Annotated in this window: 23 protein-coding genes, 2 tRNA genes and 1 other RNA gene; 16 read left to right on the plus strand and 10 right to left on the minus strand. The window is 71.0% G+C overall.

The features are described 5' to 3' along the window. Positions 1 to 28 precede the first annotated feature (28 nt). Both CFI00_RS01690 and CFI00_RS01695 read left to right on the plus strand, forming a co-directional pair. Positions 29 to 1096: a sugar phosphate nucleotidyltransferase gene (locus CFI00_RS01690; protein WP_207083584.1), complete on the plus strand. Its 1068-nt coding sequence runs from the start codon at positions 29 to 31 to the stop codon at positions 1094 to 1096. 26 nt (positions 1097 to 1122) lie between these two features. Continuing rightward, entirely contained in the window at positions 1123 to 2424 is a 1302-nt protein-coding gene (locus tag CFI00_RS01695; RefSeq protein ID WP_207083585.1) for a UDP-N-acetylglucosamine 2-epimerase, read from the plus strand. 62 nt (positions 2425 to 2486) lie between these two features. Here CFI00_RS01695 and CFI00_RS01700 read toward each other — a convergent pair. Then, positions 2487 to 2572: transfer RNA gene (locus tag CFI00_RS01700), tRNA-Ser, on the minus strand. A gap of 118 nt (positions 2573 to 2690) precedes the next feature. On the opposite strand from CFI00_RS01700, the gene ffs reads away from it, so the two are divergent. The 7 genes from ffs to CFI00_RS01735 all read left to right on the plus strand — a co-directional run bounded on the left by ffs (position 2691) and on the right by CFI00_RS01735 (position 9019). Next, positions 2691 to 2780: signal recognition particle sRNA small type (ffs, locus tag CFI00_RS01705), an RNA gene on the plus strand. Between the two features lie 68 nt (positions 2781 to 2848). Then, a complete protein-coding gene (locus CFI00_RS01710) occupies positions 2849 to 5005 on the plus strand; it encodes a DNA polymerase III subunit gamma and tau (RefSeq protein ID WP_207083586.1) in 2157 nt (718 codons plus the stop codon). 31 nt (positions 5006 to 5036) lie between these two features. Beyond that, positions 5037 to 5414, plus strand: coding sequence for a YbaB/EbfC family nucleoid-associated protein (locus CFI00_RS01715; protein WP_207083587.1), 378 nt, complete (start codon positions 5037 to 5039; stop codon positions 5412 to 5414). A 10-nt stretch (positions 5415 to 5424) separates the two neighbouring features. Beyond that, positions 5425 to 6021: a recombination mediator RecR gene (gene recR, locus CFI00_RS01720; protein ID WP_207083588.1), complete on the plus strand. Its 597-nt coding sequence runs from the start codon at positions 5425 to 5427 to the stop codon at positions 6019 to 6021. Next, complete coding sequence (locus CFI00_RS01725; protein WP_207083589.1) at positions 6018 to 6599, plus strand: DUF5063 domain-containing protein; 582 nt, start codon at positions 6018 to 6020, stop codon at positions 6597 to 6599. Before recR ends, CFI00_RS01725 begins: the two co-directional genes overlap by 4 nt. Positions 6600 to 6689: 90 nt before the next feature. Further along, positions 6690 to 7973 (plus strand): aspartate kinase, encoded by a 1284-nt coding sequence (locus tag CFI00_RS01730; protein ID WP_207083590.1) that lies wholly within the window; start codon positions 6690 to 6692, stop codon positions 7971 to 7973. Continuing rightward, positions 7970 to 9019, plus strand: coding sequence for an aspartate-semialdehyde dehydrogenase (locus CFI00_RS01735; RefSeq protein ID WP_207083591.1), 1050 nt, complete (start codon positions 7970 to 7972; stop codon positions 9017 to 9019). The genes CFI00_RS01730 and CFI00_RS01735 overlap by 4 nt, the downstream gene beginning before the upstream one ends. Positions 9020 to 9115: 96 nt before the next feature. On the opposite strand, the gene CFI00_RS01740 is transcribed toward CFI00_RS01735, so the two are convergent. Continuing rightward, positions 9116 to 9742 (minus strand): hypothetical protein, encoded by a 627-nt coding sequence (locus tag CFI00_RS01740; protein ID WP_207083592.1) that lies wholly within the window; start codon positions 9740 to 9742, stop codon positions 9116 to 9118. A gap of 167 nt (positions 9743 to 9909) precedes the next feature. Here CFI00_RS01740 and CFI00_RS01745 point away from each other — a divergent pair, with 167 nt between their 5' ends. Next, positions 9910 to 11097 carry an IS481 family transposase gene (locus CFI00_RS01745; RefSeq protein ID WP_207083593.1) on the plus strand — a complete coding sequence of 396 codons (1188 nt, stop codon included), beginning with the start codon at positions 9910 to 9912 and terminating at the stop codon, positions 11095 to 11097. A 63-nt stretch (positions 11098 to 11160) separates the two neighbouring features. Here the strand turns inward: CFI00_RS01745 and CFI00_RS01750 are convergent. Together CFI00_RS01750 and CFI00_RS01755 are read right to left on the minus strand one after the other, a co-directional pair. Next, positions 11161 to 11234 (minus strand) — tRNA-Pro (locus CFI00_RS01750). A 146-nt stretch (positions 11235 to 11380) separates the two neighbouring features. Then, complete coding sequence (locus CFI00_RS01755) at positions 11381 to 12295, minus strand: metallophosphoesterase (RefSeq protein ID WP_207083594.1); 915 nt, start codon at positions 12293 to 12295, stop codon at positions 11381 to 11383. 26 nt (positions 12296 to 12321) lie between these two features. On the opposite strand from CFI00_RS01755, the gene CFI00_RS01760 reads away from it, so the two are divergent. Further along, positions 12322 to 12780, plus strand: a complete 459-nt coding sequence (locus CFI00_RS01760) for a GatB/YqeY domain-containing protein (protein WP_207083595.1) — start codon at positions 12322 to 12324, stop codon at positions 12778 to 12780. A 12-nt stretch (positions 12781 to 12792) separates the two neighbouring features. Here the strand turns inward: CFI00_RS01760 and CFI00_RS01765 are convergent, their stop codons facing one another. After that, complete coding sequence (locus CFI00_RS01765; protein WP_207083596.1) at positions 12793 to 15177, minus strand: transglycosylase domain-containing protein; 2385 nt, start codon at positions 15175 to 15177, stop codon at positions 12793 to 12795. Between the two features lie 193 nt (positions 15178 to 15370). Here CFI00_RS01765 and CFI00_RS01770 point away from each other — a divergent pair, with 193 nt between their 5' ends. Next, a complete protein-coding gene (locus CFI00_RS01770) occupies positions 15371 to 15658 on the plus strand; it encodes a WhiB family transcriptional regulator (protein ID WP_207083597.1) in 288 nt (95 codons plus the stop codon). A gap of 6 nt (positions 15659 to 15664) precedes the next feature. On the opposite strand, the gene CFI00_RS01775 is transcribed toward CFI00_RS01770, so the two are convergent. After that, positions 15665 to 16822 (minus strand): ArsA-related P-loop ATPase, encoded by a 1158-nt coding sequence (locus tag CFI00_RS01775; RefSeq protein ID WP_207083598.1) that lies wholly within the window; start codon positions 16820 to 16822, stop codon positions 15665 to 15667. Then, a complete protein-coding gene (locus CFI00_RS01780; protein WP_242532632.1) occupies positions 16819 to 17859 on the minus strand; it encodes an ArsA-related P-loop ATPase in 1041 nt (346 codons plus the stop codon). Before CFI00_RS01780 ends, CFI00_RS01775 begins: the two co-directional genes overlap by 4 nt. A gap of 98 nt (positions 17860 to 17957) precedes the next feature. Here CFI00_RS01780 and CFI00_RS01785 point away from each other — a divergent pair, with 98 nt between their 5' ends. Next, complete coding sequence (locus tag CFI00_RS01785; RefSeq protein WP_207083599.1) at positions 17958 to 18794, plus strand: CoA transferase subunit A; 837 nt, start codon at positions 17958 to 17960, stop codon at positions 18792 to 18794. Between the two features lies 1 nt (position 18795). Then, on the plus strand, positions 18796 to 19464 hold the full coding sequence (locus CFI00_RS01790; RefSeq protein ID WP_207083600.1) for a 3-oxoacid CoA-transferase subunit B: 669 nt from the start codon (positions 18796 to 18798) through the stop codon (positions 19462 to 19464). On the opposite strand, the gene CFI00_RS01795 is transcribed toward CFI00_RS01790, so the two are convergent. Continuing rightward, entirely contained in the window at positions 19465 to 20349 is an 885-nt protein-coding gene (locus CFI00_RS01795; RefSeq protein WP_207083601.1) for a hypothetical protein, read from the minus strand. It abuts the gene before it with no gap. 67 nt (positions 20350 to 20416) lie between these two features. Continuing rightward, complete coding sequence (locus tag CFI00_RS01800) at positions 20417 to 21340, minus strand: LysR family transcriptional regulator (RefSeq protein ID WP_207083602.1); 924 nt, start codon at positions 21338 to 21340, stop codon at positions 20417 to 20419. A gap of 73 nt (positions 21341 to 21413) precedes the next feature. On the opposite strand from CFI00_RS01800, the gene CFI00_RS01805 reads away from it, so the two are divergent. Further along, positions 21414 to 22349 carry an EamA family transporter gene (locus tag CFI00_RS01805; RefSeq protein ID WP_207083603.1) on the plus strand — a complete coding sequence of 312 codons (936 nt, stop codon included), beginning with the start codon at positions 21414 to 21416 and terminating at the stop codon, positions 22347 to 22349. 35 nt (positions 22350 to 22384) lie between these two features. Here the strand turns inward: CFI00_RS01805 and CFI00_RS01810 are convergent, their stop codons facing one another. Next, positions 22385 to 23599 carry an IS30 family transposase gene (locus CFI00_RS01810; protein WP_207085331.1) on the minus strand — a complete coding sequence of 405 codons (1215 nt, stop codon included), beginning with the start codon at positions 23597 to 23599 and terminating at the stop codon, positions 22385 to 22387. A 210-nt stretch (positions 23600 to 23809) separates the two neighbouring features. On the opposite strand from CFI00_RS01810, the gene CFI00_RS01815 reads away from it, so the two are divergent. Then, positions 23810 to 24898, plus strand: a complete 1089-nt coding sequence (locus CFI00_RS01815; protein WP_207083604.1) for an alkene reductase — start codon at positions 23810 to 23812, stop codon at positions 24896 to 24898. Positions 24899 to 24925: the final 27 nt, after the last annotated feature.

Here is a 24925-nt window from a genome sequence, read left to right on the forward strand (position 1 = left end):
GTCCCCGACACCGTGATGGAATCGAGCCATGACCGACACCACTGACGAGCCGGTTGCCGTCATCCTCGCCGGCGGGCAGGGCTCGCGCCTCTGGCCGATCAGCCGGGACCGCCGACCCAAGCAGTTCCAGCCCGTCGTGGGTGGTCGTCCGCTGCTCACGGGGACCATCGAGCGGCTCAGCGAGATCGTCGACCCGTCCCGCATCCATGTCTCGACCCGCGCCCGGTTCGCCGACGCCGCCCGCGCCACGCTCGGCCCGGTGCCGCCGGAGAACCTGATCCTCGAGGAGGACCCGGCCGGGCCCGCAACGGCTTTCGCGCTCGGCATCGCGACGCTCGAGCACCGCTACGGCAACGTGCCGGCGCTGATCGCTCCGTCCGACCACCTGATCACCGAGGACGAGGCCTTCAACCAGGCCTCGCGCGACATGCTCGCCCAGCTCGTCGAGACGCCCGAGTCGATGGTGGTGCTCGGCGCCGAGCCCACCGGCTTCGACGGCACCCTCGGCTACATCCACACCCAGGGGGAGGGCGGACCCGTCGAGGTGATCACCAGCTTCTTCGAGAAGCCCGACCCCGCGACGATCGACGAGATCGGGGACGAGGGATCGCTATACTGGAACACCGCCTGCTACGGCGTACGGGTCCAGCAGGCGTGCGACGCCTACCGCGCCGCGATGCCGATGGTCTTCGACGCCATCTCGCGGTTCACCGCCGACCGGCCGGACGTCAACGGCTACCGCGGTGCCGCGATCGGTGGTCACGAGCTCTACCCGTTGCTCGCCGCCGGGATGGAGTGCCTGGTCGTGCCGCGCCACCTCGGCTGGAGCGACATCGGCACCTGGAAGCGACTGGAGCAGGTGCTCGCCGCCGACGACGAGCACGCCATCGGCCCCGCCCTGCAGCTGGAGAGCGACGACGTCCTCGTCGCCAGCATGGACGGGCGGCCCGTCATCACGCTCGGGGCGACGGGCCTCGTCGTGGTGTCGCACGAGGACGCGGTCTACGTCCTCGACAAGAAGCTGGCCCTCGACGCCGGCGGCCTCGCACACCTGCGTTCGCTCCTCGCGGCCAGCACCCGCGAAGATCTCCTCTGACGCCTCGCTCCCACCCGAAGGAACCCATGTCCCACGAGAACAGCCAGCACATCGTCGTCGTCGGCACCAAGCCCGACATCATCAAGCAGGCGCCGATCTACCACGAGCTGCGCAACCGCGGGCACGACGTCGTGCTGTGCCACACCGGCCAGCACTACGACCACAACCTCTCGCAGTCGATGCTCGACGAGTTCGGTGTCCGCGAGGACGTGAACCTCGAGGTGCGCGGCGGCGTCAACGACCTGGTCTCCGGGATCACCGCCAAGCTCGCCCTCTACCTGCGGGGCTTCGCCGAGCGGGGCGGCTTCCCGATCACCTACGTGCACGGTGACACCACCACTGCGATGGCGGGCGCGCTCGCCACGTTCGGCGAGCGCCAGGCACTGGTCCACGTCGAGGCGGGCCTGCGCACGTTGTCGCCGAAGCCGGAGGTGCTGCAGGGCTGGCTCGACCAGGGCGCCGACCTCGACTGGGCTTCGTTCCGGGAGCAGTCGATCGACCGCAACAGCTGGTCCAAGGGCAGCCGCGAGCCCTCGCCCGAGCAGTTCAACACCCGCGTCGCCGACGCCGGCACCGACCTGCACGCCGCCCCGGTCGAGCTCAACCGCGAGTTCCTCGTCGACGAGGGCTTCGCGCCCGCCGCGATCGACGTCGTCGGCAACTCCGTCGTCGACGCGCTCGCGCAGGCGGTCGCCGGCAGCGACAAGAACCAGGTGCTGCAGAAGTTCCCGCAGATGGGCGACGGGTCGTTCCTGCGCTTCTGCGTCCACCGGCGCGAGAACACCACCAACCACTTCCGGTTCAACCTGCTGATGGACGCGATGGAGTCGCTGCTCGAGCAGGGACACCACGTCCTCTTCATCCGCCTGCTCGGCACCGAGGCCGCCATCGACAACTTCGGTCGCCGCCAGTGGCTCGAGGACCTCGAGGCGAGGTACGGCGACGCGCTGATCTCGACCCCGGTGTGGGACAGCTACCTCGACGTGGTCGCCGCCATGTCGATGTGCGCGGTGATCGTGACCGACTCCGGCTCGATCGTGGAGGAGGCCAACGTGCTCCAGGTGCCGTGCGTGACCCTGCGCTTCGGCTCCGACCGCTCCGAGACCTTCCTGGCCGGCAGCAACTTCCTCGCCCCGCCCATCGACAAGGCGCTGATGACCAGCGTCATCCACAACGTCTTCGAGCACCGCGCCGAGCTGTCGTGGGACCGCGTCTACCCCGAGGGCGCCTCGCGGATGCTCGTCGACGCGGTCGAGCGGCGCCTCGACGAGGGCAGCCTGCTGATCTCCGAGGAGTGGCGCTACGGCCTCAAGGCGCAGCTGCGCTGAGCGGCGTACACCGGACGAACGACGAGGCCCCGTACCGTGATCGGTGCGGGGCCTCGTGCCGGCGGAGGTAGGGGGATTCGAACCCCCGAGGGCTATTAACCCAACCCGCTTTCCAAGCGAGCGCCATAGGCCACTAGGCGATACCTCCGCCGAGGAGAGTACCGGTCGGCTCCACGAGCGGTGAAATCGCCCGACCGCCGACGGTGCCCCGGCCATCGCGCCCCCTCGGTTTGGGCGCCCGGCGAGGCTCCGCCTAGACTCCCGGCAACCCCCCACGTGGCGTCACCTCGCCCAATCCCCCAGGGCCGGAAGGCAGCAAGGGTCAGTGAGCTCTGACGGGTGCGTGGGGGGCCTTTCCATGTCCTTTCCACCTCAGGGGGCGGGCCTGTGGTCGCTGTGGGTGGTCACGGTTAGGGTTCACGACGTGGAGTCACCGCTCGCGCTCTATCGCCGCTACCGGCCCGAGACCTTCCAGGAGGTCATCGGGCAGGACCACGTGACGGAGCCGTTGCGGGCGGCGCTGGCGGCCAACCGGGTCAACCACGCCTACCTCTTCTCCGGCCCCCGCGGCTGCGGCAAGACCACCTCGGCCCGGATCCTGGCCCGTGCGCTCAACTGCGCGCAGGCCCCGATCTCCGACCCGTGCGGTGAGTGCGACAGCTGCCGCGACCTGGCCCGCGGTGGTCCCGGCTCGATCGACGTCATCGAGATCGACGCCGCCTCCCACGGTGGTGTGGACGACGCGCGCGACCTGCGCGAGAAGGCGTTCTTCGCCCCGGTGCGCGACCGCTACAAGGTCTACATCATCGACGAGGCCCACATGGTCACCACGCAGGGCTTCAACGCCCTGCTCAAGCTGGTCGAGGAGCCGCCGCCGCACCTGCGCTTCATCTTCGCCACGACCGAGCCCGACAAGGTGCTGCCGACGATCCGCTCGCGCACCCACCACTACCCCTTCCGGCTGATCCCGCCGCGCCTGCTGAGCGACTACCTCTCCCAGCTCGCCGGTGAGGAGGGGGTGAGCATCGAGCCGGCCGCCCTGCCCCTCGTCGTACGCGCCGGGGCGGGGTCCGCGCGCGACACGCTGTCCGTGCTCGACCAGCTCCTCGGTGGCGCCGGTCCGGGCGGCGTCACCCACAAGCTGGCCACCGACCTGCTCGGCTTCACCCCCGACTCGCTGCTCGACGAGGTGGTCGAGGCCTTCGCCACCCGCGACGGTGCCGCGGTCTTCTCGGTCGTGGACAAGGTCGTCGAGACCGGCCAGGACCCGCGCCGCTTCACCGAGGACCTGCTGCGCCGCCTGCGCGACCTCGTCATCGTCACCGCCGTGCCCGACGCCCCGGCCACGGGCCTCATCGACGTCGCCGAGGACGCGGGGGAGCGGCTGGTGGCCCAGGCCGCGCGCTTCGGGGCCATCGAGCTCAGCCGCGCGGCCGACATCGTCGCCTCCGGGCTGACCGAGATGCGCGGGGCCACCGCCCCCCGCCTGCTGCTCGAGCTGCTCTGCGCCCGCGTGCTGCTGCCGGGCGCCGACCACACGGCCGACGGCGTGATGGCGCGCCTGGAGCGCCTGGAGCGCCGCATGGACGTCACCGGGGCCCCGGCTCCCGCCGCGGTCGCGCGGGCGGCGGCGGCACCGGCTCCCGCCGCGGCACCGGCTCCTGCCGCGGTGTCCCCGGCTGCTCCCGTGGCGGCCCCCGGTCCGGCGCGCGCCGACGAGCCCGCGCCGCCGCCCCCGGTGCCGACCACCCCTCCTGCCGAGGCCCAGGCGCCGTCGCGGCCCGAGGCGCCGACCCCGGTGCGCGACGACGGTCCCGCGCCGCCCCCGCCGATGCCCACCTCGCTGCCCGAGCCGCCGCAGCCCCCGCCGACGACGGCCGAGCCCGCGCCGGAGCCGTCGGCCCCGGCCGCCCCGGGCACGCCCGTGGCCGAGCAGCCGGCAGGACCGCGCGGTGGCCTCAGCCTCGTCGACGTACGCCGCCTGTGGCCCGACATCCTCGAGCAGACCAAGAACCGTCGCCGCCTGGCCTGGATGGTGCTCTCCCAGCACGCCCACGTCGTCGACGTCGATGGCACCCGCCTGACCGTGGGCTTCGCCAACTCCGGCGCGCGCGACTCCTTCGTCAACGGCGGCTGCGACGAGATCCTGCGCCAGGCCGCGATCGACGTCGTCGGCATGGACTGGCGCGTCGAGTCCATCGTCGACCAGTCCGGTGCCGCCGCGGAGGCACCCGTGGTGCGCCAGTCGGCCACCGCCGCGCCTCCGCAGCCCGGCCTGGCCGCTGCGCCGGCCGCGGACGCACCCGACGGCCCGCCGTCGTGGGTCACCGGTGAGTCCGCCGCGCCCGACGCCCCGGTTCCGCCTCCGTCGCCGGCACCCGTCGTGTCCGCGGCCCCGGCGCGCGAGGCGCTGGAGGCTGCCCGTGCGGGTGGCACGCCCGAGGCGTCCGAGCCCGTCCGGTCGGCCGACGACGACGTCGACCCCGACGACCCCGACGCCGAGTCGGCCGCGCTCGACACCGAGTCCCTGCTGAGCCAGACGCTCGGCGCGCGGCTGATCGAAGAGATTCGCAACGACTGATGCACGTCCCATCCACGACGCGGGAGACCCGATGACCCAGAACCCCTTCGACGCCCTCGGCGGCGGCGGCTTCGACATGAACGCCCTGCTCCAGCAGGCCCAGCAGATGCAGCAGCAGCTCGAGGAGGCGCAGGCCGACCTCGCCCGCCAGACCGTCGACGGCACCGTCGCCGGCGGCGCGGTCTCGGTCACCGCCAACGGTGTCGGCGAGCTGGTGGGCGTCACGATCCGCACCGGCGAGTTCGACGGCAACGACCCCGACGACCTCTCGGACCTGTCCGACCTGATCGTCGCGGCCTACCGCGACGCCCGGGCCAAGTCCGAGGCCCTGGCGAGCGAGTCGATGGGTCCGCTCACCGACGGGCTCGGCGGCGGGGCCGGTGGCCTCGGCCTCCCCGGCCTGGGCTGAGGGGCTTCATTTGTACGAGGGCGTCGTCCAGGACCTGATCGACGAGCTGGGCCGACTGCCCGGCGTCGGTCCCAAGAGCGCGCAACGGATCGCCTTCCACCTGCTCCAGGCCGAGCCCGCCGACGTACGCCGTCTCGCCGACGTGCTGATCGAGGTCAAGGCGCGGGTGAAGTTCTGCTCCGTCTGCTTCAACGTCAGCGAGGACGAGCAGTGCCGGATCTGCCGCGACGAGCGGCGCGACCCGAGCGTGCTGTGCGTCGTCGAGGAGTACAAGGACGTCGTCGCCATCGAGCGCACCCGCGAGTTCCGCGGCCGCTACCACGTGCTCGGCGGGGCGATCTCGCCGATCGACGGCATCGGACCCGACCAGCTCCACGTCAAGGAGCTCATGCCCCGACTGGCCGACGGCACGGTCACCGAGGTCATCCTCGCCACCGACCCCAACCTCGAGGGCGAGGCCACCGCGACCTACCTCACGCGCCTGCTCCTGCCGATGGGCTTGCGCGTCACCCGCTTGGCGAGTGGACTGCCCGTGGGCGGTGATCTCGAGTACGCCGACGAGGTCACGCTCGGCCGCGCATTCGCCGGAAGGAGATCAGCACAATGACCGACGCCGACCAGATCAGGTTCGAGGAGCAGATCGCCGACTCGGTGACCAGCTTCCTGCTCGCCTTGCGCGAGATCGCCCGCGAGGGCAACGGCTCGGAGGCCGTGTCGCTGCTGCTCCTCGAGATCAGCCAGGTGCTGCTCGCGGGTGCCCGCCTGGGTGCGCAGACCGACTTCGCCCCGCGCGAGGAGTTCCAGCCCGACGTGGGTCCGGAGGCCGACATCGACGAGCTCCGGCTGCGCCTGGCCGACATGCTCGAGGGCGTCGACTCCTACACCTTCGTCTTCGACCCCTACGTCCCCGAGGTGGTGGAGAGCCGTCTGTCCGACGACCTCGCCTCGATCGCCATCGACCTCGAGAACGGCCTGCGCCACTTCCGCGCCGGCAACGTCGAGGAGGCGTTGTGGTGGTGGCAGTTCTCCTACGTCAACAACTGGGGCAACCTCGCCGGTGCCGCGCTCAACGCGCTGCTCACGGTCGTGGCGCACGACCGCTTCGACACCGACTTCGTCGCCAACGCGGCAGCGGTCGCGGTCGCCGATGAGATGCTGGAGGTCGACCCGGCCGAGCAGCCGTAGAATCGGGCACGGCCTGCCGGCAACGCCGCCGTCGGGCTCGTCAGTCGAAGGCGGCCGCTGACGGCCGCACCCCGATCCCGAGGACCAACCGTGGGCATTGTCGTGCAGAAGTACGGCGGCTCCTCGCTCGCCGACGCCGACGCCATCAAGCGCGTCGCGCGGCGCATCGTGGAGGTCAAGAAGGCCGGACACGACGTCGTCGTCGCCGTGTCCGCCATGGGCGACACGACCGACGACCTGGAGGACCTGGCCAAGGGCGTGTCTCCCCTGCCGCCGGCGCGCGAGATGGACATGCTGCTGACCGCAGGTGAGCGCATCTCGATGGCGCTGGTCGCGATGGCGATCAGCGACCTCGGCTACACCGCGCGCTCCTTCACCGGCTCGCAGGCGGGCGTGATCACCGACTCGGTGCACGGCAAGGCCAAGATCATCGACGTGACGCCGGGGCGCATCACCCAGGCGATCGGCGAGGGCCACATCGTCATCGTGGCCGGCTTCCAGGGCGTCTCCGCGGACACCAAGGAGATCACCACGCTGGGCCGCGGCGGCAGCGACACCACCGCGGTGGCGCTGGCCGCCGCGCTGGGCGCCGACGTCTGCGAGATCTACACCGACGTCGACGGCGTCTTCACCGCCGACCCGCGGGTCGTCCCGCAGGCCCGCAAGCTCGACCGGGTCTCCTACGAGGAGATGCTCGAGCTGGCCGCCTGCGGCTCCAAGATCTTGCACCTGCGCTGCGTGGAGTACGGCCGCCGCTACGGCGTCCCGATCCACGTGCGCTCGTCGTTCAGCCAGCTTCAGGGAACCTGGGTCATGAACGACCCCGGTCTCGACGGACCCGAGGAAGAGACCATGGAACAGCCCATCATCGCCGGAGTCGCCCACGACGTCAGCGAGGCCAAGATCACCGTCGTCGGGGTGCCCGACAAGGTCGGCGAGGCCGCCCGGATCTTCGAGGCGCTGTCCGAGGCCCAGATCAACCTCGACATGATCGTGCAGAACATCTCGGCCGCCGCGACCAGCCTCACCGACATCTCCTTCACGCTGCCGCGCACCGACGGGCAGACCGCGATGACGGCGCTGGCGCGCATCCAGGCAGAGGTCGGCTACGACAAGCTGCTCTACGACGACAAGATCGGCAAGGTCTCGCTGATCGGCGCCGGCATGCGCTCGCACCCCGGCATCACCTCGAAGTTCTTCGGCGCGCTCGCGTCCGCCGGGGTCAACATCGGCATGATCTCCACCTCCGAGATCCGCATCTCGGTGATCGTCGACGAGAGCTCCGTCAGCGACGCCGTACGCGCGACGCACACGGCGTTCGACCTCGACGCCGACGAGGTCGAGGCCGTGGTCTACGGAGGCACGGGCCGATGAGTGCACGCGTCAACCTCGGAATCGTCGGCGCCACCGGGCAGGTGGGCGTCGCGATGCGCCAGATCCTGCTCGAGCGGGACTTCCCGGCCGACCAGGTCCGTTTCTTCGCCTCCTCCCGCTCGGCGGGCACGGTGCTGCCCTTCGGTGACCGTGAGATCACCGTGGAGGACGCGGAGACCGCCGACCCTGCCGGTCTCGACATCGCGCTGTTCTCCGCCGGCGCCACCACCTCGCGGGCGCTCGCCCAGAAGTTCGTCGACGCCGGCGTGATCGTCATCGACAACTCGAGCGCCTTCCGCAAGGACCCGGCGATCCCGCTCGTCGTCGCCGAGGTCAACCCCGGCGCGATGTCCGGCGTCGTCGGGGCCGGGCGCGGCATCATCGCCAACCCCAACTGCACGACGATGGCCGCGATGCCGGTGCTCAAGCCGTTGCACGACGAGGCGGGGCTGGCGCGGCTCATCGTCTCGACCTACCAGGCCGTCTCCGGCTCCGGTGTCGCCGGCGTCGACGAGCTCGCCGACGGTGTGGCCGAGGCGGGCGACAAGGCCCGCGAGCTGGCGTACGACGGCTCTGCGGTCGCGTTCCCGGAGCCGGTGAAGTATGTCGAGCCGATCGCCTACAACGTGCTCCCGATGGCCGGCTCGATCGTCGACGACGGCCTCAACGAGACCGACGAGGAGCACAAGCTCCGCAACGAGTCGCGCAAGATCCTCGACCTGCCCGACCTCCTGGTCTCCGGGATCTGCGTGCGGGTGCCGGTCTTCACCGGACACTCGCTCGCGGTCAACGCCGAGTTCGCCCGGCCCATGACCCCGGCTCGGGCCCGCGAGATCCTGGCCTCGGCCGAGGGCGTGGAGCTCGACGAGGTGCCGACCCCGCTCAAGGCCGCCGGCAAGGACCCGTCCTACGTCGGACGGCTGCGGCAGGACCCGGGTGTGCCCGACGACCGCGGCCTCGCGCTCTTCATCAGCAACGACAACCTGCGCAAGGGCGCTGCCCTCAACACCGTGCAGATCGCGGAGCTGATCGTCGCCGCTCGGTGATCGGGCACCTTCGGGATCCCCGGCTGACCGGGGATCCCCGAGGTTGTCGGCCTCTGCACGGCCTGACAACGTGTGGGAGAGCCTGACAACCCTGCGTCAACGCACGTCGCGGGGCGCGGGTGCCTCGGCGTCGCCTCCGACGACCGACGAGGTCACCCACCACGAGGCGCCGTAGCCGATGGCGGCCACCACGGGCACAGCGACCAGCGCCCACCACTCGTCGAGCGAGCCGAGCAGGAAGACCATCACGAGCACGGCCATGACCCCGACGGCCAGGACGCTCGTGGAGCCGGCGTCCGCGACCCCGAGGGCACGCAGCAGCAGGCTGCCGACCCACGCGAGCAGCACGAGGCCCGCGAGCAGGAGCGGCAGCCCGGCCGCGCCGCCGCACGACGAGGTGCCGCGTACGGCGCTGCAGCCGGCCCCGGCGAGCCAGGCGAGCAGCACCGCGAGGGCGCCGATCGCCACGCCGCTCACGGCCGCTGCGGTGAGGCCGGGCAGGGCGACGGTCGGGAACCGGCGGGGCTCACGGCGGCGTACCGGCTCCTCCGGGTCGGTCTCCGGCGCGGGCTCGGCCTCGACCGCCGGGGTGACGGCCCGTGTCGGCTCGACGTGCTCGACCGGCCCCGGCTCCGCCGCAGGCTTCCTGCGCCGCAGCGAGAAGGCGGGCATCTCGAGGGAGGGGCCGTCGTCGGGCTCGTCGGGCCTGCCGGTGTCTGCCATGGGGGCAGTGTGCCAAATGACAGGAGCTCCCGGACCCGTCGAAGTGGGTCCGGGAGCTCCGGATGTCGGGCTGACAGTGTGCTGGCTCAGGACATCGGAAACCCATGTCTCACGACATCCCGGACAGATGTCTCAAGACATACGCGACACCGCGCTGATGCTCAGCCATGTCGAAGGCACGCCTGGTCATCACCGCTGTCGTGGTCGAGAAAAGAACAGTCGACGAGGTCACCGCCGCGTACGGGGTGTCCCGTTCCTGGCTCTACGAACTGCTGGCCCGTTACCGAGACGAGGGCGAGGCCGCCTTCGAACCCCGCTCCAAGGCCCCGAAGACCTCACCGCGAGCCACCCCGCCCGCGACTGTCGACCTGGTCCTCACCCTGCGCAAACAACTCCTCGAGGCCGGCCACGACGCCGGCGCCGACACCATCGCCTGGCACCTGGCCCAGCACCACGACGTACAGCTCTCACGTGCCACGATCCACCGCATCCTGACCCGCCACGGCGCCGTCACCCCCGAACCGAGGAAACGACCCCGGTCGTCCTACATCCGGTTCCAGGCCGCGATGCCCAACGAGTGCTGGCAGTCCGACTTCACCCACTACCCCCTCACCGACACCGCGACGTTCCCCAAAGGTGTCGAGATCATCACCTGGCTCGACGACTGCACCCGCTACGCACTCCACGTGTCCGCCCACCGGGCGATCACCACCACGATCGTGACGGCCACCTTCCGCAAAGCCGCAGGTCAGCACGGCATCCCCGCATCCACGCTGACCGACAACGGCATGGTCTACACCGTCCGCCTGGCCAGCATCGGACACCGCGGCGGCCGCAACGGATTCGAGCACCAGCTCCGCGACTGGCACGTCATCCAGAAGAACTCCCGGCCCAACCACCCCACCACCTGCGGGAAAGTGGAGAGGTTCCAGCAGACGATGAAGAACTGGCTACGCGCCCAACCCGCACAGCCCGCCACCATCGACGAGCTACAGGCCCTGCTGGACCGGTTCCGCCGCGAGTACAACACCACCCGGCCCCACCGCTCGCTACCACACAAGGCCACCCCCGCAGCGCTCTACGACGCCATCCCCAAAGCCGTCCCCGGCCCCAGCCGCGACACCGACACCCACGACCGCATCCGACACGACATCGTCGACAAGTCCGGCACCGTCACCCTGCGCATCGCCGGCCAACTGCGCCACATCGGCGTCGGACGAACCCACACCCGAACCCACGTCATCCTGCTCATCCAGGACCTACAGGTGCGCGTCATCAACGCCATCACCGGCGAACTCCTCCGCGAGCTCACCATCGACCCCGACCACGACTACCAACGCAGAACCCCGAAATGAAGAACACCCGAACCCACGTTTCCGTGGGTTCGGGTGTCCGTGATGTCTTGCGACATCACAATGTCGGGCTGACAGGATTTGAACCTGCGGCCTCCTCGTCCCGAACGAGGCGCGCTACCAAGCTGCGCCACAGCCCGCCGCCCGGGCCGAAACTCCAGTCCGGGCAACGCGGGCGAGCATACCGGAGCGGGCGACGCCCTCCGAAATCGCCCCCGGCCCCCTGGAGGAGGCGGGGGAGTCTTGCGTGGACAGGGCGTTGCAACGCCGATGCAGCAACCCAGCCTCAGGTCAGCGTCAGCAGCGTCGCCTCGGGCCGGCAGGCCACCCGGAAGCGGACGTAGGGGTTGGTGCCGAGACCGGCGGACACGTGCAGCCAGGCGGAGCCGGCGTCGCCGGGAGCGGAGTCGGCCGGGTGGCGGTGCAGACCGCGGGCGCGGGCCGGCTCGATGTCGCAGTTGGTCGTGAGCGCCCGCCCGCCCGGCAGGCAGACCTGGCCGCCGTGGGTGTGGCCGGCGATGATCGCGTCGTAGCCGTCGGCGGCGAACTGGTCGAGGACCCGGAGGTACGGCGCATGCGTGACCGCGAGCCGCAGGTCGGCCTCGCGGTCGGCGGGGCCCGCGACCCGGGGGAGGTCGTCGTACTTCAGGTGGGGGTCGTCGACGCCGGCGAAGGCGATCGACGTGCCGCCCACGTCGAGCGCGCCGAAGCCGTTGGTGAGGTCGACCCAGCCGGCGGAGTCGAAGCGGTCCTTCAGGTCGGGCCACGGCAGCTGGCGGCCCGAGGTGTGCCGCGTGCCGGTGTCGGGCAGGAGGTAGAGCAGCGGGTTGCGCATGCCGGGGACCCAGTAGTCGTTGGATCCCAGGACATAGGCGCCCGGCACGTCGAGCAGGCCCCCGAGCGCGTCCGCGACCACCGGCACCGACCGGTCGTGGGCGAGGTTGTCACCGGTGTTGATGACCAGGTCGGGGTCGAGCGCGGCGAGCCCGCGCAACCACTCCTGCTTGGCGCGCTGGTCGGGCGCCATGTGGATGTCGCTGAGGTGCAGCACCTTCAGCGGCGCGTGCCCGGGCGGGAGCAGGGGCACCGTGACACGCCGCAGCGTGTACTGCCGGGCCTCCCAGGCGGCGTACGACGCCAAGCCGGCGCCGGCGACCGCGCCGAGCGTCATGGTGCGGCGCACGAGCGGGAGGAAAGCCATTCGCCAAGGCTGCCACAATGGTCGTCATGAGTGCTCTGAAGGACCGTCTGCGCGCCGACCTCACCACCGCCATCAAGGCGCGTGACGAGCTGCGCTCATCGACGCTGCGGATGGTGCTGACCGCCATCACCAACGCCGAGGTCGCCGGCAAGGAGGCGCGCGAGCTGTCCGACGAGGACGTCCTCGGGGTGCTGTCCAGCGAGGCCAAGCGCCGCCGCGAGGCGGCCACCGCCTTCGCCGAGGGCGGTCGCGACGAGATGGCGGCAAAGGAGGCCGCCGAGGGCGAGGTCATCGCGGAGTACCTCCCGACCCCGCTCACCGAGACCGAGATCGCCACACTCGTCACCGCAGCCGTCGAGCAGACCGGCGCGGCCGGCGAGGGCATGCGCGCCATGGGCAAGGTGATGGGCGTCGTCACGCCGCAGGTCAAGGGGCGCGCCGATGGTGGCGCCGTTGCCGCTGAGGTGCGCAAGCAGCTGGGCTGAGGCCCGGCCGGGTCAGCGGCGCCCGCCGCCCCTGCCCTGGCCGTTGTTCCCGTTGCCGTTGCCGTTGCCACTGCCGTTCCCGTTGCCACCGCCGTCGTTGTTCGACGGGGGCGGCGGGACGTAGCCCGTCGAGGCGTAGAGCGTGACCGTGTCACCGCTGCTCAGCGCCGTGCCGCCCGCGGGGGAGGTGTAGGCGACGGAGCCCGCGGCGACCTCGGAGTTCACCTGGCCGCCGTCGGCGACCGAGAAGCCGGCCGCCTCGAGGGCTGCGGTGGCCGCCTCGACGCTCTGGCCCGCGACGTCGGGGACCGTGCTCAGCACGCCGGCGATCTCGTCGCCGGGCGGGGCCTGGAAGTCCTCGTAGGTGAGCTTGGCCGAGATCGCCGCCATGGCGTCGCCCCAGATGGGGCCGGCGTAGCCGGAGCCGGAGGCCTCGCTGATGTACTGCCCGCCGACGGTCTGGCCGCCGAGCTCGAGCCACTGGCCCTGGTCGTTGGCGCCCGCGATCATGGCGGCGGCCGAGATCTGGGGGGTGTAGCCGACGAACCACACCGACCGGCCGCTCTGGGTGGTGCCGGTCTTGCCGGCCGACGGCTTGTCGATCGCGAGGGCCGAGCCGAAGCCGCCCTCGATCACGCCGCGCAGCACGTCGTTGACGGCGTCGGCGGTGGCACCGGGCATGACCTGCTCGCACTCGCTCGGGAAGGCCTTGAGCTGCTGGCCCTGCGGGTCGAGCACCTCGGTGACCGGGCGGGGTTCGCAGTGCAGGCCGCGCGCGGCGAAGGTGGCGTAGGCCTGGGCCATCTCGAGGGGGTTGCTGTCGGAGACGCCGAGGATCCACGACGGCACCTTCTGCTCGAGCGGGACCCTGACGCCCATGTCGGCGGCGAGCTGCAGCGGCTCGCACATGCCGGTCTGCACCTCGAGCTGGGCGAAGAACGTGTTCACCGACTGCTGGGTGCCGGTGTAGAGGTTGAAGGGACCCGAGCCGGTGGAGTTGGAGACGTTCCAGCCCTCGCCGTCTCCGGCGTAGGGGCCGTCGCAGGTCTCGAACTCCTCGTCGGGGATGTTCATCTCCTCCGGGGCGTTGATCACCGTGCTCAGGGGGATGCCCTGGTTGATGGCCGAGGCGAGGACGAAGACCTTGAAGGTGGAGCCCGCCTGGAAGCCGTTGGCGTCGCCGTACTTCTTCGGGACGACGTAGTTGAGGTAGGTCTGGCCTGCCTCCTTGTCCTTGCCCATCGGGCGCGACTGCGCCAGCGCGCGGACGTCGCCGGTGCCCGGCTCGACCATGGCCAGGCCGCCGATGGCCTGGTCGGTCGGGTAGACGTGGGAGGCCACGGACTCGTCGGCGGCCTTCTGCATGTCGAGGTCGATCGTGGTGTTGATCGTCAGGCCGCCGTTCTTGAGCGCCGTACGACGTTCCTTGGGCGTGTCGCCCAGCACGGGGTCCTTGAGCAGCCAGTTGACGACGTAGTCGCAGAAGAACGGCGCCCGCGACTGCTGGCAGCCGTTGGGGGAGTTCTTGATCTTCAGGGTCTTCTTGATCGGCGTGTTCTTGAGGCGCTCGGCCTTCTTCTCGGACAGCACGCCGAGCTGGGCGAGGCGGTCGAGCACGACGTTGCGGCGGCTCTCGGCGCGCTCGGGGTTGTCCACCGGGTCGTAGCCGACCGGGTTCTTCACCAGACCGGCGAGCGTGGCCGACTCGAGCAGGTTGAGGTCCTTGGCGTTCTTGGAGAAGAAGTGGACCGCGGCCGCCTGGACGCCGAAGGCGCCGTCGCCGAAGTAGGCGATGTTGAGGTAGCGCTCGAGGATCCAGTCCTTGGTGTGGTTCTTCTCGAAGGCGATCGCGTAGCGCAGCTCGCGGATCTTGCGGGCGTAGGTCTCCTCGGTCGCCGCAGCCCGCTCCTCGTCGGTCTCGGCCTGGTAGAGCAGGGTCTGCTTCACCATCTGCTGGGTGATCGACGAGCCACCCTGCACCGAGCCGCCGTTGGCCTGGTTGGTGATGAAGGCGCGCAGGGTGCCCTTGAGGTCGAGGGCGCCGTGGTCGTAGAAGCGGTAGTCCTCGATCGCGACGATCGCCTTCACCATCGGCCGCGAGATCGAGCTCAGCGGGACGTTGATCCGGTTCTGGTCGTAGAGCGACGCGATCAGGTTGCCGTTGACGTCGTAGATGCGCGTCTTCTGCGACAGGTCCTTGGCCTCCAGCGACTCGGGCAGGTCGACCATCCCGGCGCTGACGTCCTTGGCCGCCACGCCGACGAGGCCGGCGAACGGGATGGCGAGGCAGGCGGTGAGGACACCCATGACCACCGCGACGGCACCCATGACCGCGAGGTGGGAGGCGACGCGACCGGCCTCAGGGCGTCCCGTGGAGCGCTCGGAGCGTGAAGACATGGTCACCAGAGTACGGGGAGCGGGCATACCAGACGGAATTCCAGCCGCGCAGCCGGATAGTCACATCGGACTATACGAATTGAGCCACCTGGCCCTGCCGGTGGTGGTAGCGATTCGTTTACTTTTCTACTCGAGTCGGGAATGGCCGCTATGGGGGCGGCCGATCGGCTCGCACACACCGTGGGGATTGACTATGTGGGTCGAGGACTGGGCAGCACGCGCTGCATGCAAGGGCGACACTCCGGACGCGCTGTTCGTGCGCGGGGCCGAGCAGAACAAGGCGAAGCAGGTGTGCGCGGGTTGCCCCGTGCGGACCGAGTGCCTCGCCGAGGCGCTGGACAACCAGATCGAGTGGGGTGTCTGGGGCGGGATGACCGAGCGTGAGCGTCGTGCGCTGCTGCGCCGCCGCCCCGACTCGTCGTGGCGCTCCATCCTGGAGACCGCCCGCACCAAGGTCGAGGCGCCGGCCGTCTCGGTCTGATCGGCCTCAGCCCTGGTGCGCCAGGGCCCGGCCGATCTCCCGCAGGCCGTCGAGGTCATGGATGTCGCTCGCCATGGCGGGCACCACGGCCGTCGGCACGCTCGGGTGCGAGGCGGCGAAGCGCTCGCGCAGGTGCCGCTCGCGCTCGATGATGCGTACGCGGTCCGCGTGCAGCTGCAGCAGGCCCGCGGTCAGCGACGACGAGTCGCCGGCACGCAGCCGGTCGGCGGCGGTGATCGCCTCCTCGGCGGACAGCTCCGTGCGCGCCGACGGACTGACCCGGTTGACCACCATGCCAGCCAGCGGCATGTGGTCGTCGGTGAGCCGGTCCACGAAGTACGCCGCCTCGCGCAGCGCGTCGGGCTCGGGCGCGGCGACGACGACGAACGCCGTCGCGTCGGCCTGCAGCAGCGCGAAGGTCTGCTCGGCGCGCTGGCGGAAGCTGCCGAAGAGCGTGTCGAGCGCCGTCACGAAGGTCTGCACGTCGCGCAGCATCTGGCCGCCGAGGATCTTGCCGAGCGCGTTGGTCACCACCGAGAAGCCGGCCGTCATCAGTCGCGCCGGGCCACGGGCAGGCGCGATGAGCAGCCGGATCAGTCGCCCGTCGAGGAAGCTCGAGAGCCGCTCGGGCGCGTCGAGGAAGTCCAGCGCCGAGCGCGAGGGCGGGGTGTCGACGACGATCAGGTCGTAGGTGCCGTCGGCGAGTGCCTCGCGGTGGAGCTGGCCGAGCTTCTCCATCGCCATGTACTCCTGGGTGCCGGCGAACGAGCTCGAGAGCGCGACGTAGAACGGGTTCTCCAGGATCTGGCGCGCCTTCTCAGCGCTCGCCTGGCTCTCCACCACCTCGTCGAAGGTGCGCTTCATGTCGAGCATCATCGCGTCGAGCGACCCGCCGCCGGAGGGGTCGACGTCGGCCACCGGGCGCGGGGTGTTGTCGAGCTGCTCGATGCCCATCGACTGCGCGAGGCGGCGGGCCGGGTCGATGGTCAGCACGACGACCTTGCGCCCGCGCTCGGCGGCCCGCAGGGCCAGTGCGGCGGAGGTCGTGGTCTTGCCGACGCCACCGGACCCGCAGCACACGATGATCTCGGTGCTCCGGTCGTCGAGGAGGGCGTCGACGTCCAGCACCGGCGGGTCGGTCTGCCTCGTCCGTGGGGTGTTCATGCCATCCCCTGCTCGCGCAGCATCTGCGCCATCTCGAGCAGCGCCCCGTGGTCGATGCCGCCGGCGATGCGGGGCAGCTCGTAGGTCGGCACGCCCTCGGCCGCGACGAGCGCGCGCTGCTCGTCCTCCAGCTGACGGCGTACGGCGTGGTCGCGGGCCTCGTCGAGCAGCGAGCCCACCAGCCCGGCGTCGACGTCGACCATCGCGCGGGTCAGCTCGGACGCGATCGCGGTCGGGTCGACCCCACCCTCGCGGACCCGGGCCAGCGCCCCGGCGCCGAGTGCCTGCGGGCGGACCAGGTTGACCACCACGCCACCCACGGGCAGGCCGGCCGCCCGGAGCTCGGCGATGCCGTCGGAGGTTTCCTGCACGGGCATCTCCTCGAGGATCGTGACCAGGTGAACGGCGGTGCGCGGGGACCGCAGCAGCTCCATCACCTTGTCGGCCTGCGTCTTGACGGGTCCGACCTTGGCCAGCCCGGCGAGCTCGGAGTTGACGCCGAGGAACTGGCCGATCCGGCCCGTCGGTGGGGCGTCGAGCACCACGGCGTCGTACCGGACCGGGTCGCGACCGCGGCCGGACTTCTTCTCCGGCCGGGCGGGCCGCTGCACGGCCTCGTAGACCTTGCCCGTGAGCAGCACGTCGCGCACGCCGGGGGCGACGGTGGTGGCGAAGTCGATGACGCCGAAGCGGTCCAGCGCCTTCCCGGCGCGCCCGAGCTTGTAGTACATCGAGAGGTACTCCAGGAGCGCCGACTCCGGGTCGATGTGGAGCGCGTTGACCTGGCCCGCGCGTCCCGTCGCGTCCGGGGCTCCCTTGGCGATGCGGCGCTCCTCGTAGGGGAGCGGGTCGACGTCGAACATCCGGGCGATGCCCTGGCGGCCCTCGACCTCGCAGAGCAGGACGTTGCGCCCCGAGGAGGCCAGGGCGAGCGCGAGGGCGGCGGCGACGGTGGACTTGCCGGTGCCGCCCTTGCCGGTGACCACGTGCAGGCGGACCTGGGGCCAGTCGACGGGCCGGTCGGGGTGGGCGCTCACGCCTTCAGCGTAGGGCGCGGGTGTGCACGTGCGAGGGGCGAAAGTGTGGCCCCGGCCCACACAGTGGCCGCGGTCACACGGCCGCTAGGGTGCCGAGCATGGACAAAGTGGTCAGCTCGGCGGCCGAGGCTGTCGCCGACATCCCGGACGGAGCGACCCTCGCGGTCGGCGGATTCGGACTGTGCGGCATCCCGTCGGTCCTCATCGAGGCGGTGCTGGAGGCGGGCACCTCGCACCTCGAGGCGGTCTCCAACAACTGCGGCGTCGACGACTGGGGCCTGGGCCGGCTGCTGGTCGAGAAGCGGCTGCGGCGGATGATCTCCTCCTACGTCGGGGAGAACAAGGAGTTCGCCCGGCAGTACCTCTCCGGCGAGCTCGAGGTCGAGCTGACCCCGCAGGGCACGCTCGCGGAGCGGATGCGCGCCGGAGGCTCCGGGATCCCGGGCTTCTACACCGCGACCGGCGTCGGCACCCAGGTCGCCGAGGGCGGCCTGCCGTGGAAGTACGACGCCGAGGGCAACGTCGTCGTGGCGTCCCCGCCGAAGGAGACGCGGGTCTTCTCGACCGCGGAAGGGGACAAGGAGTACGTGCTCGAGGAGGCGATCGTGGCCGACTTCGCGCTGGTGCGGGCCTGGAAGGGCGACCGGCACGGCAACCTCGTCTACCGCGACTCCGCGCGCAACTTCAACCCGCTCGCCGCGATGTGCGGGCGCACCACGATCGCCGAGGTCGAGCACCTCGTCGAGCCCGGTGAGCTCGACCCCAACGACGTCCACACCCCGGGCGTCTACGTCCAGCGGGTGGTCGCGCTGACGCCGGAGCAGGCGGCGGACAAGCGGATCGAGAGGGTCACCACGCGACCGCGGCCGGACTCATCGGGCTCTGCCGACGGTGCGCTGACCGACGACGCCGCGACGCACGGACTGGGAGGCTGACATGAGCTGGACACGTGAGGAGATGGCGGCCCGTGCCGCCTCGGAGCTCAAGGACGGGTCGTACGTCAATCTCGGCATCGGACTGCCGACCCTGGTGCCCAACTACGTCGCCGACGACGTCGAGCTGGTGCTGCAGAGCGAGAACGGCATCCTCGGCGTGGGCGCCTACCCCTTCGAGGGCGAGGAGGACCCCGACCTCATCAACGCCGGCAAGGAGACGGTGACCCTGCGCAAGGGCGCGTCGTTCTTCGACTCCGCGCAGTCCTTCGGGATGATCCGCGGCGGCAAGATCGACGCCGCGATCCTCGGCGCGATGCAGGTCTCGGTCAACGGCGACATCGCCAACTGGATGATCCCCGGGAAGATGGTCAAGGGCATGGGCGGTGCGATGGACCTGGTCCACGGCGCCAAGCGCGTGATCGTGCTGATGGAGCACACCGCCAAGGACGGCTCGCTGAAGATCCTCGACGAGTGCGACCTGCCCTACACCGGCAAGCGCGTCGTGCAGCGGATCATCACCGACCTCGCCGTCATCGACGTGATCGACCCCGCGACCGGCGAGGTGGCGCCGTCGGGCACGCTCGGCGAGCGCGCCCTCAGGCTCGTGGAGCTCGCCCCCGGCGTCACCGAGGACGAGGTGCGGGAGAAGACGGGCCCGACGCTGGTCTGATCAGTCGGGGCGCTTCCTCGCGAAGTGCTCCTCGAGCGCGCGGAGCGTCTCCGGGTCGAGCGCGGCCTCCGGGTCCGCGGCGATCTCGGCCTGCAGGTGCTCCCGCGCGGCGTCGTGGAGGGGCGGGGTCAGCGCCCAGGGCAGGTTGTCGACGTACCAACGGCGGAAGACGCGCGCGCCGAGCGCCTGCAGCAGCAGCGCGAGCAGGCCGGGCCGGCCCCGTCGGACCCAGAAGCCCACGGCGTGACCGACCACGACGGCCACGCCGTAGGCCAGTGCCATGACGAGGAGCGTCGAGGCGATCTCGTCGCTCGCGAAGTTGTCGGTGATCGTCGCGAGGCCGCCGTAGTAGACGGGCAGGAGGACGTCGACCTGGTCGGCCAGGGGACCGACCTGGTCGGCCACGCCGGCGAGCCGTTCGAGCGAGGCGAGGTCGGGCCGTGCGTCGTAGGCGTCGCCGACGTGCCCGATCGCCTCGCGGACGTTGTCGATCGTGCCCGTGATGCCGTCGATCTCGAGCACGTCGCGGGCCGCGGCCACCTCGTCGTACGTCGTGTCGATCGCGTCGAGCGTCGCCACGCTCTCGTCCGCCGTCCGTTCCAGCTCCTCACGGGGGAGGGTGTTCTCGTTGAGGTAGGTGACGGCGGCCTGGATCTCCTCGCGGTGGTCGACGAGGTAGCTCGCCCGGTCCCACTCCTCCGCCAGGGTCGGCACCGCCCTCACGGCGTCGCTCGCCTTGCCGCCGAAGGACTCGGCGGGGCTCAGTGCGACGGCGACTGCGGCCGCGACACCGTAGGTCTTGATGAACACCTCGAGCAGCGAGCCGAGCAGGAGCCGGCCGAGCTCGAGTCGTCGGCGTACGTCGGACAGGTCCGGGCGGGGCATGACCGGGATCCTCCCCCAGGAGCGCGCCGTCCGCGCCGATCCTCACCCCGCGGGGTGGCGCACCTCCTCAGGTGCCGGGGTCGGAGCCCACGCCGCCTTGTCGATCCCCTCGGAGCGCGGTGACCACTGCCCGGACCGCTGGCGAGTCCGACATCGACCGGCGGTGCACGACCGTGATCTCCCGCGAAGGCACCGGCCGGTGCGCCGCGACGGCGACGACGGTGTCGGGCAGGACGGTGCGACCGAGCCGGGGCACGAGTGCGATCCCCAGGCCGGCACCGACGAGCGCGAGGTGGGAGTCGAACTCCATGGCGACGTGGGAGATGCGAGGGGAGTGCCCGGTGCCGTCGTACATCCGCATCAACCACTGGCGACAGATGGAACCCTCGGGAGTGGCGATCCACGGCTCGTCGACCAGGTCGCGCGGAGACACTCGTGCACGACCGGCGAGGTGGTGGCTGCGCGGGACGATCACGTCGGCGACGTCCCGGGCGACGGTGGTGGCCGCGAGGTGGTCGGGTAGGTGGATGGGGACGTCGCCCCACGTGTGCACGATGCCCAGGTCCTGCTGACCGCTCGCGACCAGGTCCACCGTGTCCCACGGCTCGCGCTCGGTCAGCACGAGGGAGAGGTCGGGGTGACGGTCGAGGAGGTCGCGGACGCACCGCGCGACCAGTCCGCGCATGGCGGTCGAGAAGGCCGCCACTCTCAGACGGCCCGTGACGGTGCCGGTGGCGCGCTGGAGCCCGGACTCGATCTCCTCCAGCTCGGCGAGCAGGCGTGCGCCGTCGTCGATGAGGCGCCGACCCTGCTCGGTGAGCATCACGCCGCGGCCGACGCGCTCGAGCAGGGCGACGCCTGTCTGCTTCTCGAGCCGCTTGACCTGCTGCGACACCGCACTGGGGGTGAAGCCCAGCGCCGCGGCGGCCGCGACCACGCTGCCATGGGCGTCCACCGCGCGGAGACTGGCCAGGGCGGCGAGATCGATCATGCAGGAATGCTACCGAATCAGGTGCACCAGAGATCGCTGGTGCTTGACGGTCGTGCAGACGGAGACTGACGGGGTGAACACACGTGACTCGTTGCTGGCCGCCCTCGTCGCCACGATCTGGGGGTTCAACTTCGTGGTCATCGACTGGGGGATGCGCGACGTGCCGCCGCTGCTGTTCGTGGCGATCCGGTTCACCGCGGTGCTGCTGCCGGCGGTGTTCCTCGTGCCGCGACCGGCGGCATCCTGGCGGAGCATCGCCGCGGTCGGCGCGTTCATGTCGCTCGGACAGTTCGCCCTGCTCTACCTGGCGATGGCGGCCGGCATGCCCCCGGGCCTGGCCGCCCTGGTGCTCCAGGCCCAGGTGGTCTTCACCATCGTGCTGGCCGCCGGGGTGCTGCGGGAGATCCCCACGCCCGTCCAGGTCGGCGGGGTCGCGCTCGGAACGGCCGGGCTCGTGCTCATCGGCGTCGGGCGGGGTGGGCACGTGCCGTTCCTCGCGCTGGCGCTCTGCCTGCTCGCCGCTCTGTCCTGGGCCGTCGGAAATGTCGTGGCCCGCCAGGCTCGCGTGCCCGGTGGCCTGTCGCTGACGGTCTGGTCGGCGCTCGTCGTACCCGGTCCGCTGCTGGTGCTCTCGATCGCGGTCGACGGCCCGGACGCGGTGGTCGCGGCGGTGGCGGGCTTCTCGTGGCAGGCGGGGGTGTCGACGCTCTACACCGCGGGCTTCGCCTCGCTGGTGGGCTACGGGATCTTCAACGGGCTGCTCGCCAGGTGGCCGTCGAGCGACGTCGTCCCATGGGTCCTGCTCGCTCCGGTCGTGGCGATGGCCTCGGCCTGGTCCCTGCTCGGCCAACGTCCCAATGCCGCCGAGCTGGGCGGTGGCGGTCTGCTGCTGCTCGGCGTGCTGGTGGCGCTGCGTCGTCCCGCGCCGGTGGCCACTCCCGCGGACCCCGGCCGCGGGCGACGCCGGGCCGGGGTAGTCCACCGGGATCGTGTCGTGGAGCCGCGGTAGTCCACCGGGATGTGGTCGTTCGTGGGGGGGCGAAATCAACCTGCTAGCGCAACACCGTCTGGATCTGTTGGTTTCGACAGTAGGGCGGTGAGGGCTTCGGTGGGGGTGTCCCAGTCCAGACGTTTGCGTGGTCGGTCGTTGAGCTCGTTCGCGACGTAGGCCAAGTAGTCGGGGTGGTATCCGGACAGATCGGTGCCCTTGGGGAAGTACTGGCGCAGGAGCCCGTTGGTGTTCTCGTTCAGGCCGCGCTGCCAGGGTGAAGCGGGGTCGCAGAAGTAGATCTTCACGTCGGTGGCCAAGGTGATCTGGGCGTGGTTGGCCATCTCGATGCCCTGGTCCCAGGTGACGCTGCCCCGAAGCCGATCGGGGAGCTGGGCGAGGGTCTGGATCATCGCTTCTTGGACCTCGATTGCACCGTGGCGTTCGGGCAGGTGCAACAGCATCAGGAAGCCCGTGGTCCGCTCGACCAGGGTGCCGATCGCGGACTTGTTCTCCTTGCCGGTGATCAGGTCGCCCTCCCAGTGTCCGGGCACGGCCCGGTCCTCGACCTCGGCGGGACGCTCGCTGATGTTGACCATGTCCTTGATCCGGCCGCGGCGTGCCTCGCCACTGCGGCGGGGTCTGCGGATGGCGCGCCCGGTGCGTAGACACACCGCCAACTCACGCTTGAGAGCGCCGCGGCCCTGGACGTAGATCGACTGGTAGATCGTCTCGTGTGACACCCACATCTCCGGCTGGTCGGGGAACTTCTTACGCAGCCGCCGGGCGATCTGCTCGGGACTGTGCTTGCGGGCCAGTCTGGACTGCACCTCCCGACGCAGTCGCTCGTTGAGCGTCAGCTTCGCCGGGCGGCCCTTGCCGCGAGCCCGACGCTCCGCACCGACCTGTGCCAGGTGCGGGGAGTAGTTCCACGGCGTGGAGCGTCGTCTGCCATCGCGGGCCGGGCGGCCGTAGTTTTGGTTGCACAGGTTCTTCGCGATCTCGCGGCTGATCGTCGAGGGCGACCGGCTCAAGGATCGCGCGATCTCGCGGATCGACTCCTCACGCTCCATCGCGGCATGGATCCACTCACGCTCGAGCATCGACAAGCGTCGGTACGTGGCCGGCCTGCGGCTGGGTAACTGCTTCACACCGCCAGCCTCACGAAACCACCGGCGTGCCGTCGTGACCGGCACACCGACACGTGAGGCAGCCTCCTCCACCGAGCAGCCCGCCGCGATGCACTCCCACAACCCTCGACGTGCCGCCATCAAGTAAGCCATCACAACCTCCTCATGAGAGGTGTTGCGTTAGCCCGTTGAACTCGAGGACCCCGAACCGACCAGAACCCGGTGGACTACCCGGGCGGGTGGCGCGGCCTGTGAGCCATCTCTCGAAGGGGCTGATCGGGGAACAACGACGGCGCCGAGGTCGCTGAGGACGGTCGTACAGTCCTCAACTTCTCTGGAGGCAGCACCCCCATGACCCGTGCATTCGAGTCCCTCACCGTCGGCCGCTGGCAGCTCCCGCAGCGCTTCGTGATGGCGCCGCTGACGCGCAACCGCGCCGGCGCCGGCCACGCCCCGACCGCCCTGAACGCCGAGTACTACGCCCAGCGCGCCGGTGCCGGCCTCATCGTCACCGAGGGCACGGCGCCGAGCCAGGTGGGCCAGGGCTACCTCAACGTGCCGGGCCTCTACACCGACGAGCAGGTCGAGGGCTGGCGCCTGGTGGCCGACGCCGTGCACGCCAAGGACGGCATCGTCGTCGCGCAGCTGATGCACGCCGGTCGCATCGCCCACGCAGACAACAAGGACGGCGTCGAGACGATCGCTCCGAGCGCCGTGCAGGCGCCGGACGAGATGGTGACCGCCGAGGGTCCCAAGCCGCACGACGTGCCCCGCGCCCCGGAGACCGACGAGATCGCCGGCCTGGTCGCCGACTTCGTCGCCGCCTCGCGCAACGCCGTCGCGGCCGGGCTCGACGGTGTCGAGGTCCACGCCGCCAACGGCTACCTGCTGCACCAGTTCCTCGACCCGACGATCAACCTGCGCGAGGACGCCTACGGCGGCTCGCCGGAGAACCGGGCTCGCTTCGTCATCGAGGTCGTCACGGCCGTCGCCGAGGCGATCGGCGCCGACCGGGTGGGCCTGCGGCTGAGCCCCGGCCACGCGTTCAACGGCGTCGGCGAGGAGATCGGGTCGGACCTCACCGCGACCTACCGCGCCGTGGTCGACGGCGTGTCGTCGCTCGGCCTGGCCTACCTGAGCCTGCTCGCCAGCCCGCTCGAGCCCCTCGAGACGTTGGTCCGCGACCTGCGGGAGCGCTTCGACGGCGTCGTGCTCCTCAACGACGGCTTCGGTGACGTCACGACGCTCGACTCGGTGGAGAAGCTCCTCGCGACCGGCCTGGCCGACGCCGTGGTCGTGGGTCGCCCGTTCCTGGCCAACCCGGACCTCGGCGAGCGCTGGCGCAAGGGTGCCGACCTCAACGAGCCCGACCAGGCGACCTTCTACGGCGGTGGCGCCGAGGGCTACACCGACTACCCGACCCTCGACGAGGCGTCCTGACCCCAGCGGTCATCCCCTGAACCGTCC

It is taken from the genome of Nocardioides sp. S5 (genome assembly GCF_017310035.1).
GTDB lineage: Bacteria > Actinomycetota > Actinomycetes > Propionibacteriales > Nocardioidaceae > Nocardioides.

What these genes read in the sequence shown, in the direction of transcription:
- CFI00_RS01690 (WP_207083584.1), top strand. Translation starts at nt 29, where the DNA reads ATGACCGACACCACTGACGAGCCGGTTGCCGTCATCCTCGCCGGCGGG.
- CFI00_RS01695 (WP_207083585.1), top strand. Translation starts at nt 1,123, where the DNA reads ATGTCCCACGAGAACAGCCAGCACATCGTCGTCGTCGGCACCAAGCCC.
- CFI00_RS01740 (WP_207083592.1), bottom strand. Translation starts at nt 9,742, where the DNA reads ATGGCAGACACCGGCAGGCCCGACGAGCCCGACGACGGCCCCTCCCTC.
- CFI00_RS01765 (WP_207083596.1), bottom strand. Translation starts at nt 15,177, where the DNA reads ATGTCTTCACGCTCCGAGCGCTCCACGGGACGCCCTGAGGCCGGTCGC.
- CFI00_RS01735 (WP_207083591.1), top strand. Translation starts at nt 7,970, where the DNA reads ATGAGTGCACGCGTCAACCTCGGAATCGTCGGCGCCACCGGGCAGGTG.
- CFI00_RS01795 (WP_207083601.1), bottom strand. Translation starts at nt 20,349, where the DNA reads ATGCCCCGCCCGGACCTGTCCGACGTACGCCGACGACTCGAGCTCGGC.
- CFI00_RS01800 (WP_207083602.1), bottom strand. Translation starts at nt 21,340, where the DNA reads ATGATCGATCTCGCCGCCCTGGCCAGTCTCCGCGCGGTGGACGCCCAT.
- CFI00_RS01725 (WP_207083589.1), top strand. Translation starts at nt 6,018, where the DNA reads ATGACCGACGCCGACCAGATCAGGTTCGAGGAGCAGATCGCCGACTCG.
- CFI00_RS01790 (WP_207083600.1), top strand. Translation starts at nt 18,796, where the DNA reads ATGAGCTGGACACGTGAGGAGATGGCGGCCCGTGCCGCCTCGGAGCTC.
- CFI00_RS01815 (WP_207083604.1), top strand. Translation starts at nt 23,810, where the DNA reads ATGACCCGTGCATTCGAGTCCCTCACCGTCGGCCGCTGGCAGCTCCCG.
- CFI00_RS01745 (WP_207083593.1), top strand. Translation starts at nt 9,910, where the DNA reads ATGTCGAAGGCACGCCTGGTCATCACCGCTGTCGTGGTCGAGAAAAGA.
- CFI00_RS01770 (WP_207083597.1), top strand. Translation starts at nt 15,371, where the DNA reads ATGTGGGTCGAGGACTGGGCAGCACGCGCTGCATGCAAGGGCGACACT.
- CFI00_RS01775 (WP_207083598.1), bottom strand. Translation starts at nt 16,822, where the DNA reads ATGAACACCCCACGGACGAGGCAGACCGACCCGCCGGTGCTGGACGTC.
- CFI00_RS01810 (WP_207085331.1), bottom strand. Translation starts at nt 23,599, where the DNA reads ATGGCGGCACGTCGAGGGTTGTGGGAGTGCATCGCGGCGGGCTGCTCG.
- CFI00_RS01715 (WP_207083587.1), top strand. Translation starts at nt 5,037, where the DNA reads ATGACCCAGAACCCCTTCGACGCCCTCGGCGGCGGCGGCTTCGACATG.
- CFI00_RS01785 (WP_207083599.1), top strand. Translation starts at nt 17,958, where the DNA reads ATGGACAAAGTGGTCAGCTCGGCGGCCGAGGCTGTCGCCGACATCCCG.
- CFI00_RS01755 (WP_207083594.1), bottom strand. Translation starts at nt 12,295, where the DNA reads ATGGCTTTCCTCCCGCTCGTGCGCCGCACCATGACGCTCGGCGCGGTC.
- CFI00_RS01760 (WP_207083595.1), top strand. Translation starts at nt 12,322, where the DNA reads ATGAGTGCTCTGAAGGACCGTCTGCGCGCCGACCTCACCACCGCCATC.